This window comes from Xanthomonas sp. WHRI 10204 (assembly GCF_040202875.1).
Classification (GTDB): Bacteria; Pseudomonadota; Gammaproteobacteria; order Xanthomonadales; family Xanthomonadaceae; genus Xanthomonas.
Map to the genome: position 1 here is coordinate 318,311 of NZ_JBEGDW010000001.1, position 17,373 is coordinate 335,683.

General features: G+C 63.0%; 16 protein-coding genes and 1 other RNA gene. 8 read left to right on the top strand and 9 right to left on the bottom strand.

Annotated elements, in window-relative coordinates; all coding sequences use genetic code 11:
* Positions 1-12: 12 nt before the first annotated feature.
* The 3 genes from rfbA to rfbD are packed head-to-tail and all read left to right on the top strand — an operon-like array spanning position 13 to position 2,359.
* The gene (gene rfbA / locus ABQZ00_RS01500; RefSeq protein ID WP_115513912.1) at positions 13-900 is read left to right on the top strand and encodes a glucose-1-phosphate thymidylyltransferase RfbA; all 888 of its coding nucleotides are present in this window, start codon (positions 13-15) and stop codon (positions 898-900) included.
* Positions 897-1,454: a dTDP-4-dehydrorhamnose 3,5-epimerase gene (rfbC, locus tag ABQZ00_RS01505; RefSeq protein ID WP_323537779.1), complete on the top strand. Its 558-nt coding sequence runs from the start codon at positions 897-899 to the stop codon at positions 1,452-1,454. The genes rfbA and rfbC overlap by 4 nt, the downstream gene beginning before the upstream one ends.
* Entirely contained in the window at positions 1,451-2,359 is a 909-nt protein-coding gene (gene rfbD, locus ABQZ00_RS01510; RefSeq protein WP_323537778.1) for a dTDP-4-dehydrorhamnose reductase, read from the top strand. Before rfbC ends, rfbD begins: the two co-directional genes overlap by 4 nt.
* A 101-nt stretch (positions 2,360-2,460) precedes the next feature.
* On the opposite strand, the gene ABQZ00_RS01515 is transcribed toward rfbD, so the two are convergent.
* Entirely contained in the window at positions 2,461-3,864 is a 1,404-nt protein-coding gene (locus ABQZ00_RS01515) for a mannose-1-phosphate guanylyltransferase/mannose-6-phosphate isomerase (protein ID WP_323537777.1), read from the bottom strand.
* A gap of 48 nt (positions 3,865-3,912) precedes the next feature.
* Entirely contained in the window at positions 3,913-5,259 is a 1,347-nt protein-coding gene (locus tag ABQZ00_RS01520) for a phosphohexomutase domain-containing protein (RefSeq protein WP_323537776.1), read from the bottom strand.
* A gap of 134 nt (positions 5,260-5,393) precedes the next feature.
* Between ABQZ00_RS01520 and ABQZ00_RS01525 the strand changes: the two genes are divergently transcribed.
* A complete protein-coding gene (locus tag ABQZ00_RS01525; RefSeq protein WP_323537775.1) occupies positions 5,394-6,125 on the top strand; it encodes a CoA transferase subunit A in 732 nt (243 codons plus the stop codon).
* The gene (locus ABQZ00_RS01530; protein ID WP_115513906.1) at positions 6,125-6,760 is read left to right on the top strand and encodes a CoA transferase subunit B; all 636 of its coding nucleotides are present in this window, start codon (positions 6,125-6,127) and stop codon (positions 6,758-6,760) included. The genes ABQZ00_RS01525 and ABQZ00_RS01530 overlap by 1 nt, the downstream gene beginning before the upstream one ends.
* Before the next feature lie 32 nt (positions 6,761-6,792).
* Here the strand turns inward: ABQZ00_RS01530 and ABQZ00_RS01535 are convergent, their stop codons facing one another.
* The gene (locus ABQZ00_RS01535; protein WP_323537774.1) at positions 6,793-8,880 is read right to left on the bottom strand and encodes a glycoside hydrolase family 99-like domain-containing protein; all 2,088 of its coding nucleotides are present in this window, start codon (positions 8,878-8,880) and stop codon (positions 6,793-6,795) included.
* The gene (locus ABQZ00_RS01540) at positions 8,877-10,526 is read right to left on the bottom strand and encodes an electron transfer flavoprotein-ubiquinone oxidoreductase (protein ID WP_323537773.1); all 1,650 of its coding nucleotides are present in this window, start codon (positions 10,524-10,526) and stop codon (positions 8,877-8,879) included. The genes ABQZ00_RS01535 and ABQZ00_RS01540 overlap by 4 nt, the downstream gene beginning before the upstream one ends.
* A 125-nt stretch (positions 10,527-10,651) precedes the next feature.
* On the opposite strand from ABQZ00_RS01540, the gene ABQZ00_RS01545 reads away from it, so the two are divergent.
* Together ABQZ00_RS01545 and ABQZ00_RS01550 are read left to right on the top strand one after the other, a co-directional pair.
* Positions 10,652-11,251: an alpha-ketoglutarate-dependent dioxygenase AlkB family protein gene (locus ABQZ00_RS01545; RefSeq protein ID WP_323537772.1), complete on the top strand. Its 600-nt coding sequence runs from the start codon at positions 10,652-10,654 to the stop codon at positions 11,249-11,251.
* A 451-nt stretch (positions 11,252-11,702) separates the two neighbouring features.
* A non-coding RNA gene (locus ABQZ00_RS01550) (sX9 sRNA) lies at positions 11,703-11,777 on the top strand.
* Between the two features lie 22 nt (positions 11,778-11,799).
* Here the strand turns inward: ABQZ00_RS01550 and ABQZ00_RS01555 are convergent.
* From ABQZ00_RS01555 to ABQZ00_RS01570, 4 genes are all read right to left on the bottom strand, one after another.
* Positions 11,800-12,444 carry an ABC-type transport auxiliary lipoprotein family protein gene (locus ABQZ00_RS01555; protein ID WP_115528921.1) on the bottom strand — a complete coding sequence of 215 codons (645 nt, stop codon included), beginning with the start codon at positions 12,442-12,444 and terminating at the stop codon, positions 11,800-11,802.
* Positions 12,441-13,367 (bottom strand): MlaD family protein, encoded by a 927-nt coding sequence (locus ABQZ00_RS01560; protein ID WP_055848166.1) that lies wholly within the window; start codon positions 13,365-13,367, stop codon positions 12,441-12,443. Before ABQZ00_RS01560 ends, ABQZ00_RS01555 begins: the two co-directional genes overlap by 4 nt.
* Positions 13,368-13,369: 2 nt before the next feature.
* Positions 13,370-14,209, bottom strand: coding sequence for an ABC transporter ATP-binding protein (locus ABQZ00_RS01565; protein ID WP_055850252.1), 840 nt, complete (start codon positions 14,207-14,209; stop codon positions 13,370-13,372).
* Positions 14,210-14,294: 85 nt separating this feature from the next.
* Positions 14,295-15,407 carry an MlaE family ABC transporter permease gene (locus tag ABQZ00_RS01570; RefSeq protein WP_055848169.1) on the bottom strand — a complete coding sequence of 371 codons (1,113 nt, stop codon included), beginning with the start codon at positions 15,405-15,407 and terminating at the stop codon, positions 14,295-14,297.
* 166 nt (positions 15,408-15,573) lie between these two features.
* Between ABQZ00_RS01570 and ABQZ00_RS01575 the strand changes: the two genes are divergently transcribed.
* On the top strand, positions 15,574-16,833 hold the full coding sequence (locus tag ABQZ00_RS01575; RefSeq protein WP_055848172.1) for a threonine/serine exporter family protein: 1,260 nt from the start codon (positions 15,574-15,576) through the stop codon (positions 16,831-16,833).
* Positions 16,834-16,892: 59 nt separating this feature from the next.
* On the opposite strand, the gene ABQZ00_RS01580 is transcribed toward ABQZ00_RS01575, so the two are convergent.
* Positions 16,893-17,357 (bottom strand): H-NS histone family protein, encoded by a 465-nt coding sequence (locus ABQZ00_RS01580; RefSeq protein ID WP_055848175.1) that lies wholly within the window; start codon positions 17,355-17,357, stop codon positions 16,893-16,895.
* Between the last annotated feature and the right edge of the window lie 16 nt (positions 17,358-17,373).

Genomic DNA, 17,373 nt, shown 5'->3' on the forward strand with positions numbered 1-17,373 from the left:
AAGGAAGCTCTCATGACACAACGCAAAGGCATCATTCTGGCGGGTGGATCCGGCACGCGCCTGTATCCAATCACCAAGGGCGTCAGCAAGCAGTTGCTGCCGGTGTATGACAAGCCGATGATCTATTACCCGCTCAGTGTTCTGATGCTGGCGGGCATCCGGGATATCCTGATCATCAATACACCGCATGAGCAGGCGTTGTTTCAGTCGCTGTTGGGCGATGGCTCGCAGTGGGGCGTCAATATCCAATATGCCGTGCAACCGAGTCCCGATGGACTGGCGCAGGCGTATCTGATCGGTCGCGATTTCGTCGATGGCAAGCCGAGCTGCCTGGTATTGGGCGACAATATTTTTCATGGTCATGGGCTGACCGAGACGCTGCAGCGTGCCGATGCGCGTGAGCAGGGGGCGACAGTCTTCGGTTACTGGGTCAATGATCCGGAACGTTACGGCGTTGCCGAATTCGATCAGCAGGGCAAGGTCATCGACATTGCCGAAAAGCCGGAAAAGCCCCGCTCCAACTACGCGGTCACCGGTTTGTATTTCTACGATGGCAAGGCCAGCGACTATGCTGCGGCGCTGAAGCCATCGCCACGCGGTGAGCTGGAAATCACCGATCTCAATCGCTGCTATCTCGATGCGGGCGACCTGCATCTTGAGCCACTAGGGCGTGGTTATGCGTGGCTGGATACCGGTACGCATCAGTCGTTGCACGAAGCAGCCAACTTCATCGAGACCATCCAGATGCGGCAAGGCCTGCAGGTGTGTTGCCCTGAAGAAATCGCGTTTGGCCAAGGCTGGATCGATGCCGAGCAACTGGAGCGTCTGGCAGCGCCGCTGCGAAAGAACGACTACGGCAAGTATCTGCACGAATTGGCGTTACGAGGAGTTGTTCCATGAAAGTGATTGAAACCAAGCTGTCTGGCTGCGTGGTGATCGAGCCGGCAGTGTTTGGCGATGAACGCGGCTATTTTTTCGAAACCTGGAACGCAGAACGCTTTGGTCAACAGGGCTTGCCGACACGGTTCGTGCAAAGCAACGTGTCGACTTCGGCCAAAGGCGTGCTGCGTGGCTTGCACTACCAATGGCCCCGGCCGCAGGGAAAGCTGGTCAGCGTGCTCGAAGGCGAAGTCTACGACGTGGCTGTCGACGTACGTCGTGGCTCGCCCACTTTTGGTCAGTGGGCGGCAGTGATATTGAGCGCAGAAAACAAGAAGCAACTCTGGATTCCGGAAGGCTTTGCGCACGGCTTTGCGGTGCTGTCAGAGCGTGCGGTTTTCAGCTATCTGTGTACTGACGTCTACGTCAAGGAAGCCGATGCAGGTGTGCGGTGGGACGACGCGGCAATCGGGATCGACTGGCCGATCAGCGATCCGGTGCTCTCCGCCAAGGATGCAGTTGCGCCGTTCCTGGCCGATATGCCGGTCGAGCGCCTGCCGGTGTTTTCGCCGTGACCACCTTGGTTTTCGGCGCAAATGGGCAGGTCGGCACCGAATTGCTGCGCGCACTTGCTGTCGATGGTGCGGTGACCGCGACCACACGCAGTGGTCAATTGCCTGATGGTAGCGCCTGCGAAATCGCGGATTTCGACGTGCCGGACACGTTGACCGGTTTGCTGGATCGCCTCCATCCGACTGCTGTGGTCAATGCCGCCGCCTATACGGCGGTGGATCGTGCCGAGCAGGACCGCGACAGCGCCATGCGTGCAAATGCGCAGTCTCCAGGCGTCATCGCGCAGTGGTGTGCCGTGCACGACGTGCCATTGGTGCATTACTCCACCGATTACGTCTTCGACGGGCAAGGCACTGCGCCCTATCGCGAAGAATCGCAAACTTCGCCGCTGGGTGTGTATGGCGAAACCAAGCTCGCTGGTGAGCAGGCGATCCGCGCGTCAGGCGCTCAGCATCTGATCCTGCGGACTGCCTGGGTGTACGCCTCGCATGGCGCCAACTTCCTGCGCACGATGTTGCGCGTGGGTGCAGAGCGCGATGAGCTAAGCGTGGTTGCCGACCAGATCGGTACGCCAACGCCGGCTGCATTGATTGCCGTTGTCACCGCGCAGCTGCTGCGTCAACGCAGTCCCGGCACATCGGGCACCTGGCACCTGACTGCTGCCGGCCAGACCAGCTGGCACGGGTTTGCCGAGGCCATCTTCGAGGAAGCCGTCGCGGCGGGTTTGCTGGCGCGCGCGCCGCGTGTCGTGCCCATCACCACAGCGGACTACCCGACGCCAGCAAAGCGACCTGCATACTCGCGGTTATCGATCGACAAGCTGCAGAACGATTTCGGCATCGTGCTGCCGCAGTGGCAAGCTGGGTTGCAGCAGGTGATTACCGAGTTGGCTGCGGCCAAACGCTGATTGCAGCGGCCAGGCGGCAGTAATACTGCGCACCAGATTCACAAAGAAAAACAGCCGGGAATCCCGGCTGTTTTTCTAAAACAGATCCTGCAGGCGACCGATCAGGCGCGCCCGTAGGTATCTTCGAACCGTACGATGTCGTCTTCGCCCAGATAGCTGCCGGACTGCACTTCGATCAACTCCAGCGGCAACTTGCCCGGATTGCGCAGGCGGTGAGTCACGCCCAGCGGGATGTAGGTACTCTGGTTTTCGGTCAGCAGCAGGACTTCGTCGCCACGGGTGACTTCAGCGGTACCGCTCACCACGATCCAGTGTTCGGCGCGATGGTGGTGCATCTGCAAGCTCAGCACTGCACCGGGTTTGACGGTGATGCGCTTGACCTGATGACGTTGGCCCATGTCGATCGAATCGTAGGCGCCCCACGGACGATAGACCTTGCGGTGCCAGGTGGCCTCGGAACGGCCGGCCGTCTTGATCTGGCCGACCACGTCCTTGACCTCCTGGATGCGATCGCGGTGACCGACCAGCACGGCGTCCGGCGTCTCGACGACGACCACGTCTTCCAGGCCGACCATGGCGATCAGGCGCGAGCCGTAGGCATAGGTATTGCGGCAGTCCACCTGGATCACGTCGCCATGATGCGCATTGCCGTGGGCGTCCTGCTCGGACACGTCCAGCAGCGACGACCACGAACCGACATCGTTCCAGCCGGCATCCAGCGGGACCACGACCGCATCGGCGGTCTTTTCCATCACCGCGTAGTCGATCGAATCCGACGGGCTGGCCGCGAATGCGTCCTTGTCCAGACGAGTGAAGTCGGCATCGCGCTTGCCGTTTTCCCAGGCTTTCTGGCAGGCATCGGCAATGGCCGGGTGGAACTTGCGCAGTTCCTCCAGGTAACGCGAGGCACGGAACAGGAACATGCCGCTGTTCCAGTAGTACTCGCCGCTGGCAAGGTAACCCTGCGCGGTGGCCAGGTCGGGCTTTTCGACGAAACGCTCAACGGCAGTGACACCAGTACCGGCACCGGCCTTGATGTAGCCGTAGCCGGTCTCGGGCGCTGTCGGCTTGATGCCGAAGGTCACCAGCTTGCCTTGCTCGGCCGCAGCAGCAGCTGCCGTCACCGCGGCCTGAAACGCGGCTTCATTCTGAATCACATGATCGGACGGAAGGACCAGCAGCAGCGGGTCGGCCCCGTCGCGCATGGCTTCCAGGGCCGCTACCGCGATCGCCGGTGCCGTATTGCGTCCCTTGGGTTCCAGCAGAATCGCGGACGGCTTTACGCCGAGTTGCTGCAGCTGCTCGGCGGCCATGAAGCGATGTTCTTCGTTGGCAACCACGATTGGCGCATGGCCTGCGACCGGAGCCGAGCGCAGCCAGGTGGCCTGCAGCATGCTCTTGTCGCCGACCAGCGGCAGGAACTGCTTGGGATAGGATTCGCGCGACAGCGGCCACAGGCGCGTGCCGGAACCGCCGGACAAAATGATGGGGAGGACGTCGCTCATGGGCGGGGGAAACTCCAAAGTGCGTCTATAGGTGGGAGAGGAGATGAATCAACCGCGCAGCAAGTCTGAAATCTCTTGCGTGCGGCTTTCCAGCAGTGCAGCGTCGCCGCGGGTTTCCACGTTCAGCCGCAGCAGCGGCTCGGTGTTGGAGCTGCGCAGGTTGAAGCGCCACTGGCCGAAATCCGCACTGATGCCGTCGGTGTAGTCCAGTTCGGGCGACAGGTCGGCGTAGTGTTCCATCACGCGGGCGACCGATGCCTTGGCATCGGCGACCTTGAAGTTGATTTCGCCGCTGCACGGGAACTTCTGCATGCGTGATTCGACCAGATCGGCCAGCGAACGACCGGACTGCGACACCAGCTCGGCGATCAACAGCCACGGAATCATTCCGGAATCGGCGTAGGCAAACTCGCGGAAGTAGTGGTGCGCACTCATCTCGCCGCCATACACGGCGTTTTCGCTGCGCATTTTTTCTTTGATGAAGGCATGGCCGCTCTTGCACAGCACCGGAATGCCGCCGGCTTCTTCGACCTGCTCGACCGTGTTCCAGGTCAGGCGCGGGTCGTGCACGACTTTGCCGCCCGGCTGCTTGGCCAAAATGGCCTGTGCCAGCAAACCGACCAGGTAATAGCCTTCGATAAAACGGCCGGTGTGATCGAAGAAGAAGCAGCGGTCGAAATCGCCATCCCACGCGATGCCGAAATCTGCGCCGTGTTCCTTGACCGCCTTGGCGGTGGCAGCGCGGTTTTCCGGCAGCAGCGGGTTCGGAATGCCGTTGGGGAAATTGCCGTCCGGCTCATGGAACACGCGCAAGAATTCGAACGGAAGGTGCGGTGCAAGCAGATCCACGATCAGGCCCGCGCCGCCGTTGCCTGCATTGACCACCAGCTTGAGCGGCTCGAGCGTGCTGCGGTCGACGTAGCTGAGCAGGTGCTCCAGGTAGGCAGTCTTGTCGGTGCGGCTCTGCTCGCTTGCGGTGGGCTCGCCGGCTGCAGCAGTATCGGCAGCGACCGTGTCGCGGATCGCGAACAGGCCGGTATCGGAGCTGATCGGCCGCGCTTGCTCGCGCACCAGCTTCATGCCGTTGTAGTCCATCGGATTGTGGCTGGCAGTGACCATCACGCCGCCGGCGGCCTTGAGGTAATCGGTCTGGAAATAGACCTCCTCGGTACCGCACAGGCCGATGTCGATCACCTCGCGGCCGCTGGCGCGCAGGCCTGCCGACAGTGCTTCCTGCAAGGCCGGGCTGGCCAGACGCACATCGTGGCCCAGGACCACAGGCCCTTGATCCAGCTGCGCCGCCAGTGCCACGCCGATCCGACGGGCCAAGTCCTCGTTGAGTTCATCCGGCACGCGGCCGCGAATATCGTAGGCCTTGAAGGCGGGTAGCGTCATGGGCAATTCCTGAAGTGGGGGACACCCGAGTTTAGCGGGTGCGCCGTGTCTTGGGTGTGGCGGAATTGCGACCGGGGACAGGGAACAGTCAGCGGATAGAATGACCGTTTCACATCAGCGAGGTGAGGGCGGTGATGCGCAGCAATCAAGAGGGTAAGGCAGGCGGTAAACGCTATGCCGATGCAACGACGGCGCTGGATGGCGTGTTGGCCGATGGCCAGACGCTGGCGGTGGGCGGCTTTGGTTTGTGCGGGATTCCCGAAGCCCTGATCGCTGCCGTACGCGACAGCGGGGTCGGCGGATTGACGGTGATTTCCAACAACGCCGGCGTCGATGGATTCGGGCTTGGTCAACTATTGGCAACCCGGCAGATCCGCAAGATGATTTCGTCCTACGTTGGCGAAAACAAGGAATTCGAGCGCCAATATTTGGCAGGCGAGCTCGAGCTTGAGTTCAATCCGCAAGGCACCCTGGCCGAGCGCCTGCGTGCGGGCGGTTCGGGAATTCCCGCGTTCTACACTGCCACCGGCTACGGCACCATCGTGGCCGAGGGCAAGGAGACCCGCGAATTCGACGGCAAGCACTATGTGCTGGAAACCGCGCTGCATGCCGATGTTGCGCTGGTCAAGGCATGGCGCGCCGATACCGCCGGCAACCTGGTGTTTCGCAAGACCGCGCGCAATTTCAATCCGGCCTGCGCCATGGCCGGTCGCATCTGCATTGCCGAGGTCGAGGAGATCGTGGCGCTTGGCACCATCGATCCGGACCACGTGCATCTGCCGGGGATCTACGTCGACCGACTGGTGCTCAACACGGCGCCGGAAAAACGCATCGAACAGCGCACCGTGCGCGAAGGACAGCAGTAATGGCCTGGACCAGAGATCAGATGGCCGCACGCGCGGCGCGCGAATTGACCGACGGCGCTTACGTCAACTTGGGGATCGGCCTGCCGACGCTGGTGGCCAATCACATCCCCGACGGCGTGGACGTGTGGTTGCAATCGGAAAACGGCCTGCTCGGCATCGGCCCGTTCCCCACCGAAGATGAAGTGGACGCGGACCTGATCAATGCCGGCAAGCAGACGGTGACTGCGCGTGCCGGTGCCAGTTACTTCGGCAGCCATGACTCGTTCGCGATGATCCGCGGCGGCCATATCGATCTGGCGATTCTTGGCGCGATGCAGGTCACCGACCGCGGCGATCTGGCCAACTGGATGGTGCCCGGCAAGATGGTCAAGGGCATGGGCGGCGCGATGGATCTGGTGGCCGGCGTCAAGCGCGTGGTGGTGCTGATGGAGCACGTGGCCAAGGATGGCAGCCACAAGATCCTGCCGGCGTGCGACTTGCCATTGACCGGCGTGGGCGTAGTCGACCGCATCATCACCGACCTGGCCGTGTTCGATGTCACCGCCGACGGATTGGTCTTGGTGGAGGCTGCCGATGGGGTGGGGCTGGAGGAGTTGCGCGCCAAGACTGGCGTGAGTTTCACCGCGCAGCGATAAGATCGGCCGAGCTGACTGCCCGCAGAGCGCCGTTATGGCGCCTTGCGGGCGTAGCGATAAGGGGTTGCCGATATGGGTTCGCTCACTCCTAGAACCTGTTCGATCGTTGTGAGCCGATGTCCGGACTGCTCCACCGTAACGCCAACAAAACGTTCAACCGCATGTGCCAGGGTTCCGTCGATCTGGCCTTGCTCGCTCTCAAATTCGCTCGGATGCAGATGCGCATCGAGCAGTGGACGCAGCGCTTCGAGTCGGGCCCAGAACATGCTGCCCGACGCAAACTGGCTTTGCTCTACCACTGCGGTGGTGCCGGTGCGAACGGCGAGATAATCCAGGGCGTCGGCATTGGCCCCGACAAAGTCGGCGACCGGCAAGACATGCTCTGCGGGCGCGACGAGCCCCAACAAAGGATCGGTCGCAAACGCATCCACGATTGCACTGACGTGGCGTTGCGCCAACAGCGCTGCAAGCATTTCACGTCGCCAGACTTCGCCGTCGTTGCGATGGGTCGATTTTTTTGTATGCAGCTTGACTATCAGTTGTTCGCCTTCGTCCAGCAGCCGATTGGCAACATGCAGAAAAGGCAGAACGTCACGGCCACGGTTCTCGAAGCCTTCCACCTCAGCGTGTAGCTCGCGTTGCTCCACGCGCTGACGTACTTGCTTGGCCAGCGTGGGTTCGGTGGTGATCACAAGTCGCAGCGGTACATCCATTTGAACGATTGCATCGAGCATTTCGTCCAAAACGTCCAGATACCAAGCGTGCAAGACGATGCAAAATGTATGTTTGCCTGACGTTGCAGTACGTTCGGTTGGAGCAAGCAACGCTTGCCGTGTTGCCTCCAGCCAGGCATATCCGAGACGCGTGTCGGGCTCGAGCACCGCGCCTTCTGCCCATTCGTTCCAGGCATTGATAAAGACCGTGCGGTGCACTGGTGGTGCGTCGGCGAGGCGATGCTGCACGGTGTACGATAACCAGTCGCGATATCGGCGAGGTGATGCGTGCAGAAAGACGCGTCCTTTTCCCGAGCGACGCGGCTCATTATCCCAACCCGGATTGACGCCAGGATAGAGCGTGTAATCGCGCAACGGGCGCTGTTCCATGTCACGCGCCAGCTCTCGCCAGTCGAGCACTTCACCGTTGAAGTCGAAATTTATCAGGCGCTGCTTGGCGGCGACCGACGGCGGGGTACTCATGTTCGGCGGAAACTCGACGGCTGCATCAAAGCCGATATCGCGTGGATCGGGGCGTTCGAATCCCTGTGCGTAGGCAAGATGGATTTCACCGATGCCGTTGTCACGACACCAGGCGCGCCAGCGCGCTGCCGTCTGCGCTGGCTCTGGTAGCAAATGGGGGCGGTAGACGAGCAAAAGTGGATGCCCATCCACACGCAGGTACTTCGGGTTGCGCATGTAGGACGCGACATGCGCGATGAAAGCGAGATCGTCATCGGCATCGTGTGCCTGATCGATCAAGATATCGTCGCCGCGCCCGTCCCAGCGACGTGCCCACTTCTCGTTCGCCCAGCAAAGGCAAAAAGGCAGCGTGATCGAGTGGTCTTCGTGCCACTGGCGGATTGGCATTTCCAGCAGCGTCTTGCCCGCAAACCAGTAGAAATAAAAGCAAAACGCACCCAGGCCGTATTCCTGCGCCAGCCGTGCTTGCTCACGCAGGACTTGAGGATTTCGAAGGTCGTAAAAGCCCAGGTCAGCGGGCAACCTGGGTTGCTGATGCCCCTCGAACTGCGGAAGGGCGCGGGTCACATTGCGCCATTCGGTGAATCCTTTGCCCCACCAGGCATCGTTTTCCGGAATGGGGTGAAATTGCGGCAAATAGAATGCAACCAGAGTGGCTGGAAGCGTCGCAGGCAGAGTGGCCTGGCGATATGGAACGTAGCCGATCGCTGCTTCATCGCCACGGACGACGGCGCGTCGCGAGGCATCGTAGCCTGTGCGTCCTCGCTCGGGCTCCGGCACCCATCCAGAGTGTCTGTCCAGAAACCACAGGCGCCAGCGGTCACGCGTTGCTTCGCTCAACGGCAGTGCACGAAACGCAGCGCGCAGCAGCCCGAATAACTGCGTACGCGCGCGTGAGCGCGTAGAGCGAGCAGGTGCACTCATAGGTTCTGGTAGTTCGGCCCCGAACCACCCTCCGGGGTGACCCAGGTGATGATCTCGTAGGGGTCCTTGATGTCGCAGGTCTTGCAGTGCACGCAGTTGGCGGCGTTGATCTGCAGGCGCTTTCCGCTGGGGCTGGCGGTGTCTGCGACCATTTCGTAGACGTTGGCCGGGCAGAAGCGGGTGCAGGGGTTGTCGTACTCCTCCACGCAGCGGGTGGCGCAGACATCGGTGTCCAGGACTTTCAGATGCACCGGTTGGTCTTCGTCGTGTTCGGTGGCAGCGAAGTAGACCGCTTGCAGGCGGTCGCGCGGTGCCAGTTCGCGGGTGACGTAGTCGCGCTTGGGTTGCTCGTACTCGCCGATCTTGTGCAGCGCCGACCAGTCCGCCTTGTTCTTCAGGGTCCAGGGCGAGGCGCCCTTGAGTGCGGTTTCCCAGGCGGCATTGAGCAGGCCGAACCACAGGCCTTTCTTGAAGCCGGGTTTGATGTTGCGGACTTCCTTCAGCTCAGCCATCGCGTCCGAGGCGCGCAGTTTTGCATCGAAGCCCTGCGGGGCCAGCTGCGATTGCACCAGGTGTTCGGCGGCGAGCATGCCGCTACGAATCGCCTGATGGGTGCCCTTGATCTTGGGCACGTTGAGCAGGCCGGCGGTGTCGCCGATCAGCAGCGCACCGGGCATTTCGACTTTGGGTAGCGACTGCCAACCGCCGGTGACGATAGCGCGCGCGCCGGCCGACAGGACGCTGCCGCCTTCCAGTAACGACTTGATCAGCGTGTGGTTTTTCCATTGCTGGAAGGCTTCCCACGGTTGGTACTTCGGGTCGCTGTAGTCCAGCCCGCTGACGTAGCCAAGCGCGATCTGGTTGTTGTCCAGGTGATACAGAAAGCTGCCGCCGTAGGTGCGGTTGTCCGCGGGCCAGCCGATGGTGTGCACGATCTTGCCGGGCGTGACGCGGCCTTCGGGCACCTGCCACAGCTCCTTGATGCCGATGGAATAGCCCTGCGGGTCGCTGTCTGCGGTGAGGTCGAAGCGCTTGAGCAGGCGCTTGGTCAGATGCCCGCGCGCGCCTTCGGCCAGCACGGTGACCTTGGCGCGGATATCGATGCCGGCGGTGTAGCCGGGCTTGTGCGAGCCGTCCTTTGCCACGCCCATATCGCCGATGCGCACGCCCACCACCTGGCCGCTATCGTCGTGCAGCGTTTCGGCGGCGGCAAAGCCGGGGTAGATTTCCACGCCCAGCGCTTCGGCCTGCGGAGCGAGCCAGGCGCACATCGCGCCCAGGCTGACGATGAAGTTGCCGTGGTTGCGCATGCCCGGCGGTACCACCGGGAACTTGCGCGCGCTGTCCTTGCCGAGGAACCAGAATTCGTCGTCGGTGGCGGCCACGCAGATCGGCGGCGGGTTATCGCGCCAGCCGGGCAGCAACGCGTCCAGCGGGCCGGGTTCGATCACCGCGCCGGAGAGGATATGCGCGCCGATGGTGCTGGATTTTTCGATCACACACACACTCAACTCTGGGTTGAGCTGCTTGAGCCGGATCGCGAACGATAGCCCGGCCGGACCGGCACCGACGGTGACGACGTCGTATTCCATGACGTCGCGCTCGACCGTCTCTGACGCTTGCGCGCCGATTCCCGCTTCCGACATTGCTCCGCTCCCGTTGGCTCGATGGCTGGGGCGTATTTTCCGGGATTGCATGTGATGGCGGCAAATCGCGTTGATTCATCCGCCTCTGCCGGCGTGCCCCGGCGCGCGCATGCTAGCGTTTGCGCATGAAACTGCACGTTGCATTGCCGGGAGCTCAGATCCATTGGTGTCGTGGCTGGTTGCAGGCCGCGCAGGCCGATGCGCTGATGCAGGTGTTGCTGGAACAGGTGCAGTGGGAGGTGCATCGCATCCGCATGTTCGGGCGGGTGGTGGATTCGCCGCGTCTGAGCAGCTGGATCGGCGATGCCGATGCCAGTTATCGCTACTCGGGGACAGAGTTTGCGCCGCAGCCGTGGCTGGAGACGCTGCAGCCCGTGCGCGCCCGTCTGCAGGATGAAGCCGGTTGCCCGTTCAACAGCGTGCTGGTCAATCGCTACCGCAGCGGAGCCGATGCAATGGGCTGGCATAGCGACGACGAGCCGGAGCTGGGCGCGCAACCGGTGATCGCATCGCTCAGCCTGGGGGCGGCGCGACGGTTCGCCTTCAAGCATCGCGATGATGCGGCATTGAAGCAGACGCTGGAACTCGGCCACGGCGATCTGCTGTTGATGGCCGGCGAGACCCAGCGTCACTACAAACATGCGTTGCCGCGCACTGCGCGCCCGGTGGGGGAGCGCATCAACCTGACCTTTCGTCACATCGGGGTGCGCGCGTTCCAGCGATAAGAGCGGCTCACATAACGTAGCGAGCGCTCGCCTGGTGGTGAGTTAGGTGGTTGTGTCGTCTGCATCTTGGTGGATGCAGTCAGAAGCCCTGGTCAAACGCTGAGTGGGTTGAGTGGCGGTGCCCTCACCGCTCGCGGGACACGCCGTGAACCCGTCCCTGGGGGCTCGGTGGCGGCATCCATGCCGCCACACGGTCCCGCAAGCGGTGAGGACACCGCACCAGAGGGTTGATCGGTAGCTTCTTAAAACCCTGCACACCGACGATCTCGACTGGCCCTTGCCCGCTCACCGTCGTAGGACCTTACGCGGCCTGGATGCAGCGTAAGCGCTGACAAGGACGTACTTGCAGCGTGTCCCGCGATGTTGGGCGGGCAAGGGCCTTGCAGCCAGCCCGCAGATCAGCCGCCTTGCGGCAGCCAACAGGCGGGCGCGGCCGGTGCCAGGAGTCGGTATGTCCCACTCGTAAATTCCGATTCCACGCATTGTCCGCACCCACCTAACGACTGCTCACTAGGTGTTGTCAGCAGCTCCAAGTCCGTCGCTTGCGCTTACAACGAACGCGGCAAGTTCTGGCTGTCCTGTTGTCCGGTGGTCAGCGTCCAGCCAACCAGCTCGGTGGTGACCTGGGTCAGCGCCTGCTCGAAGGCGACGGCCACCGCAGCGGTGTCGGTGCTGGCGGACGGGCGTGCGACCAGAAAGGTGCGCGAGGCGGCCACGCGTTGATCGGACGAATGCAGCAGCTTGGCGTTGAGTTCGATGGTGGCCGAGGGCACCGACTGGCCGGCGTAATCGGCTTCGAAGCGGCGCACGTCGATCGCCAGCTTGTAGTCCGAGCGGATCCCGGCGCCGATGCGCGCAACCCCCGCGATCTTGCCGGAGTCTTCGAACGCACGCACCACGCTGTCTTCCAGCATGTCGGTGGCCGGTTGCGCCCAGCCGGCGCCGTGGTAGACCTGCACTTCGCCTGGCGTGGGGCGCACGTTGATGCGCGGGCTGTCGATGATGCGGGCAGCGCTCGGCTTGGCGACCGACAGCTGCCAGGTCACCTGCGGCCAGGTGGGATTGGGCGTGACGCGCACGGTGGGTGCGTAGATCGTGGCCGGCTTCTGGTCGCCACCGGTCAGGACCGAGCAGCCGCCCAGCGCCAGCAACGAGACGCACAGCAGGGGACGCAGCAGGCGCATGGCAGTCATTTCGGTTCGAACTCCTTGGGTGCGTCGCGGCCAAGCAGGTAGCGCGCAGGGTTGTTGTCCAGTTTGTCGCTGACCCGGCGCAGGTCGCGGATCAGACCGCGCAATTCGGTCAGTGTCGGTCCGAGCTGGCCCAGGCCATCGTTGGCAAAACTGTTGATGGCCGCGCGGTTTTCGCCAAGGATGTTGTCGGCGTTACCGGCGGCCGAATCCAGCTTGACCAGCGTTGCGTCCAGCTTGTTCAAGATGCCCGGCAGCTGCTGCACCAGGTTCTGATCCAGCCGCTTGATGGTGCCGTTGGTGGTGGTCAGGGTGGTGTCCAGATTGCGCGCGGCATCGCGCGCGCTGACGATCAGCGCCTGCATGCCTTCGTCGCGGTCGGCGATGCCGCCGCTGATCTTTTCCAGGTTCTGCAGCGTGGCCGAAATGCTGGCCACGTTTTTGTCGGAGAGCATTTCGTCCATGCGCTCGACGATGCGGTTGGCGGTATCGGTGATGTTCTGCAGCGCCGAGGGCGTGGTTTGGATGATCGGCGCATCGCTCTTGTCGATGGTGGTCAGCGTCGGCGCCTCCGGCGTGCCGCCGGAGAGCTGGATGATCGACGGGCCGGTCAGGCTGGTGATGGCCAGCTTGGCGCGGGTATCGCTCTTGATCGGTGTGGTGGAGTTGACGCGCACGTGTGCGACCACCTGGCGCGGGTCGTTCGGGGCCAGCGTCAGTTCGGTGATCGAGCCCACCGCGATGCCGTTGTATTGCACCGGGCTGCCGACCGACAGGCCGGTGACCGCCTCGCGGAACACCACGCGGTACTGCTGCCAGGTGCGATCGGAGGAGTACTTGGCGGCCCACAGACCGAACAGCAGCAAGGCCAGGCCTGCCACGATGGTGAAGGCGCCGATCAGGACGTAATTGGCTTTTGTTTCCATGCTCAGGCGGTCTCGGTGGAGTCGGTCTTGGCCGCGCGCGCGGCGCGCGCGCGCGGACCGTGGAAATATTCCTGGATCCAGGGGTGATCGATCTGCTCGACCTCGGCCAGCGGCGCGTTGGCGATCACCTTGCGATCGGCCAGCACCGCGATGCGGTCGCAGATGGCGTACAGCGTATCCAGGTCATGGGTGATCAGGAACACGGTCAGGCCCAGCGCCTGCTGCAGCGTTCGGATCAAGCGGTCGAAGGCGGCCGCGCCGATCGGGTCCAGCCCGGCGGTGGGTTCGTCCAGAAACAGCAGCGGCGGGTCCAGCGCCAGCGCACGCGCCAGGCCAGCGCGCTTGCGCATGCCGCCGGACAATTGCGAGGGCAGCTTGTCCAGTGCATCGGCTGGCAAGCCGGCCAGCTTGATCTTTAGCAGCGCCAGTTCGAAATACCAGCGCTCCGGAAACTCGCCGTGGTGTTCCTTCAACGGCACCTGCACGTTTTCGCCAACGGTCATCGACGAAAACAGCGCGCCGTCCTGGAACAGCACCCCGGTATTACGGGTGATGTGCTGGCGGTCGACAAAACGCCCGGAGCGCGCATCCGCGCCCAGCACCTGAATGCTGCCGGCATCGGGCTCGCGCAGGCCCAGGATGCTGCGCATCAGCACCGATTTACCGGTACCCGAGCCGCCGACCACGCCCAGAATCTCACCACGGCGCACGTCCAGATCGAGCTCTTCGTGCACGACCTGGCTACCGAACCGGTTGGTCAGCCCGCGCACGGAGATCGCCAGCTGGTCGTCGTCGTCCGTCTCTGTGCCGGGATTGGTGACTGGGGATTCGAGATTGGTCACAGCACCGCACTCCCACATCTCAGGGCGCCAACAGCGCTGCTGCCTTGCAGGAATCCCAAATCCCGACGATCGAATCTCGGCTCCATCACCACCCCATCTTCATGAACCACAACGCCGCAATCGCGTCGAGGATGATGACCAAGGAAATCGTCTGCACCACCGACGAGGTGGTGCGTTCGCCCACCGACTGCGCGGTGCCACTGACCTTCAAGCCTTCCAGGCAACCGATCAGGCCGATCACCAGCGCGAACAGCGGTGCCTTCGACAAGCCGACCAGGAAGTGTCGCAACTGGATGGTGTCGTGCATGCGCGCCAGATACATCTGCGGCGGGATATCCAGATCGAATGCGCCCACGGTGACGCCACCGGCCAGGCCGGCGATCATCGCGATGAAGGTCAGCAGTGGCAGGGTGAAGATCAGCGCCAGCAGACGCGGGATCACCAGCAGGTCGATCGGGTCCAGCCCCAGCGTGCGGATGGCATCGACCTCTTCGCGCGATTTCATCGCGCCGATCTGCGCTGTGAACGCGCTGGCGGTGCGCCCGGCCAACACAATTGCGGTCAGCAGTACCGCAAATTCGCGCAGGAAGGCGATGGACACCAGCTCGACCACGTAAATTTCCGCGCCGAAGTCGCGCAGGATCGTCGAGCCCAAAAACGCGATCACCGCGCCAACCAGATACGACAGCAGCACCACCAGCGGCACCGCATCCAGCCCGACCTGCTCCATGTGGTGCACGGTGGAGGTGAGGCGGAAGCGGCGCGGCTCGTGGATCAGCCGCATGATCTTGACCAGGTTTTCGCCCAGAAAACTGTTGAGTTCCAGAATGCCCTGGCCGACGCCATGGGTGGTGCGACCCAGGCGGTCGAGTGCGGCGACAAAGCCGTAATCGCGCTTGGGCTTGGGGCGCTCGTCGTTGAGTTCTTCGATGGTGCACACCAGCGCCTGGTGTTCATCGCGGAAATCGATGGCGTCTTCTTTCAGCCCCATGCGGCCGGCAAAGCGCAACAGTTGCAGCACGCCGGCCGAATCCAGTTGCTGGATGCCGCGCGCGTCGATGCGACGCACCCCGTCGGGCACCGCTTGCAGCAGTTCGGCCTGGGGCAGGGCGGTCGCCAGGACCCAACTGCCGGCGAGTCGGACCTGTGCCTGATCCTGCGAGTCTTGTTCGATGCGTGGAGGTTGCGGTTTGATCATTGGGTGGCCTGTCCGTGGCGCCAGCATACAGGGCCGGTGTGAGCGAATGATGGGGGCGCCTTCGCTGCGACGGCCTCGGATGGACGGAGGGCGCGCCGGCCACGTGCGCTGCGGCATACACTGACGTCCTCGCCGTACGGCGTTTTTCCGATCCGACCCGCCACGCATGTCCGCTGCCACCGTCGTCCTCCCGTCCGCCAGTGCCACCTACGCCCAGCGCGTCGCCTTTGTGTCGGAAATCGCCGGGCGTCTGCATTCCTATGGCACAACAGCGCAGCGCCTGGAGGCCGCGGTGATCGGGCTATCGCAAAAGCTGGGGCTGGATTGCGAGCCCTGGTCCAATCCCACCGGCATCATCTTGAGCTTCAGCGACCCGACCAAAGCGATCGGTTCCAGCGACATCACCCGCGTGATCCGGCTGGCACCGGGCGAGAACGATCTCTACAAGCTCAGCGTGGCCGACTACGTGGCCGACAGCGTGGCCAACGGGCGCATGAGCATTGCGCAGGGCCACACCGCGCTGCGCCGCCTGGACCGTGAAGTCGATCGGCGCGGCAAGACCTTGCAGGTGCTGGCCTTCGGTCTGGCCGCGGCCGGCGTGGCCGGGTTGTGGAAGCTGCCCTGGCTGGATATCGCCACCGCTGGCGCGATCGGCATGTCGATCGGCCTGCTGACCCAATACACCGACAAGCGCGCCGCCACCAAGGAAGCCGGCGAAGCGCTGGCCGGCCTGTTGGCTGGCGTGGTCGCCGCGCTGGTGGCATCGCTGGTCGGGCCGTTGAATCTCAATACGGTCATCATTGCCTCGCTGGTGGTGCTGCTGCCAGGCATGTCGCTGACCAATGCATTCAACGAGCTGGCCAGTCAGCACTGGGTCTCCGGCACGGCGCGTCTGGCCGGTGCGGTGACCACGGTGCTCAAGCTCACGGTAGGTGCCGTGATCGCGGTGACGCTGACCCAATTGGTGGGCCTGCACCCACAGGTGGCTGCCTTGCGTCCGCAGGCCGGTTGGGTGGAATGGGCGTCGTTGCTGGTGGCCGCTTATGCGTTTGCGGTGTTGTTCAAGGCCAATCGGCGCGATTATTTATGGATCATGGCCGCAGCGATGTCCGGTTATGTCATTGCGCGTTATGCCGGGCATGCCTGGGGTGGCCCGGCCGGAGTATTTGCCTCGGCCATGGCATTGACCGCCGCCGGTAATCTGTTTGGGCGGGTGGTGCACAAACCCGGTGCGCTGATTCGATTGCCGGGCATCATCATGCTGGTTCCCGGTAGTGTCAGCCTGCGGGGTTTTTTGACCCTGGTGCAACAGCAGGATGTCAGTGTCGGACAAGCCGCATTGTTGGCGGTCACCAATATTGTGATGGCATTGATGGCCGGTTTGCTGTTTGGCAATTTGCTGATTCCAGCGCGCAAGAATTTATGAGCGGCCAGAAAATCACCCAATAAAAACGCCGGCAATGCCGGCGTTTTTATTGGTCTGGATCAAGCGGCCTTGGACTTCTTGGTGGCGCGCTTAGTGACCGTTTTACGTGGTGCGGCCTTCTTTGCCGATGCCTTCTTTGCACCGCCACCGATCTTGCTGATCAGGAAGTCTTCCACCTTCTTGCCAGCAGCGGTCAGTTCGGCCAGCCAGCGCGGCTGCTTGCCGCGACCGGTCCATGTTTCCTGGGTATTGGACGGGTTGCGGTACTTCGGTGCAACCTTGCCCAGCTTGCGGCCAGCGCGCGGACCCGGCTTGCTGGCGGCGGCCGGACGACCCGGGCCGGCGCTGGCGGCGGTACCAAACAATTCTTCGATGGAATAACCCTGCGCTTTAGCCGCGCGGGTCAGCTGCGTGCGGACCTTGGCGATCGGGGCGCGCTTGGCAACCACGGTCTGCTGCTTCTTTGCATTTTTGATCAGTGCGCCCAACTGCTTGGCCGACAGGCCAGAAAGATCGATCGACATCGCGACTCCGGAAGAT

Coding starts and splice junctions, on each gene's coding strand:
- rfbA (WP_115513912.1), top strand. CDS start 13: ATGACACAACGCAAAGGCATCATTCTGGCGGGTGGATCCGGCACGCGC.
- rfbC (WP_323537779.1), top strand. CDS start 897: ATGAAAGTGATTGAAACCAAGCTGTCTGGCTGCGTGGTGATCGAGCCG.
- ABQZ00_RS01515 (WP_323537777.1), bottom strand. CDS start 3,864: ATGAGCGACGTCCTCCCCATCATTTTGTCCGGCGGTTCCGGCACGCGC.
- ABQZ00_RS01520 (WP_323537776.1), bottom strand. CDS start 5,259: ATGACGCTACCCGCCTTCAAGGCCTACGATATTCGCGGCCGCGTGCCG.
- ABQZ00_RS01525 (WP_323537775.1), top strand. CDS start 5,394: ATGCGCAGCAATCAAGAGGGTAAGGCAGGCGGTAAACGCTATGCCGAT.
- ABQZ00_RS01530 (WP_115513906.1), top strand. CDS start 6,125: ATGGCCTGGACCAGAGATCAGATGGCCGCACGCGCGGCGCGCGAATTG.
- ABQZ00_RS01535 (WP_323537774.1), bottom strand. CDS start 8,880: ATGAGTGCACCTGCTCGCTCTACGCGCTCACGCGCGCGTACGCAGTTA.
- ABQZ00_RS01540 (WP_323537773.1), bottom strand. CDS start 10,526: ATGTCGGAAGCGGGAATCGGCGCGCAAGCGTCAGAGACGGTCGAGCGC.
- ABQZ00_RS01545 (WP_323537772.1), top strand. CDS start 10,652: ATGAAACTGCACGTTGCATTGCCGGGAGCTCAGATCCATTGGTGTCGT.
- ABQZ00_RS01555 (WP_115528921.1), bottom strand. CDS start 12,444: ATGACTGCCATGCGCCTGCTGCGTCCCCTGCTGTGCGTCTCGTTGCTG.
- ABQZ00_RS01560 (WP_055848166.1), bottom strand. CDS start 13,367: ATGGAAACAAAAGCCAATTACGTCCTGATCGGCGCCTTCACCATCGTG.
- ABQZ00_RS01570 (WP_055848169.1), bottom strand. CDS start 15,407: ATGATCAAACCGCAACCTCCACGCATCGAACAAGACTCGCAGGATCAG.
- ABQZ00_RS01575 (WP_055848172.1), top strand. CDS start 15,574: ATGTCCGCTGCCACCGTCGTCCTCCCGTCCGCCAGTGCCACCTACGCC.
- ABQZ00_RS01580 (WP_055848175.1), bottom strand. CDS start 17,357: ATGTCGATCGATCTTTCTGGCCTGTCGGCCAAGCAGTTGGGCGCACTG.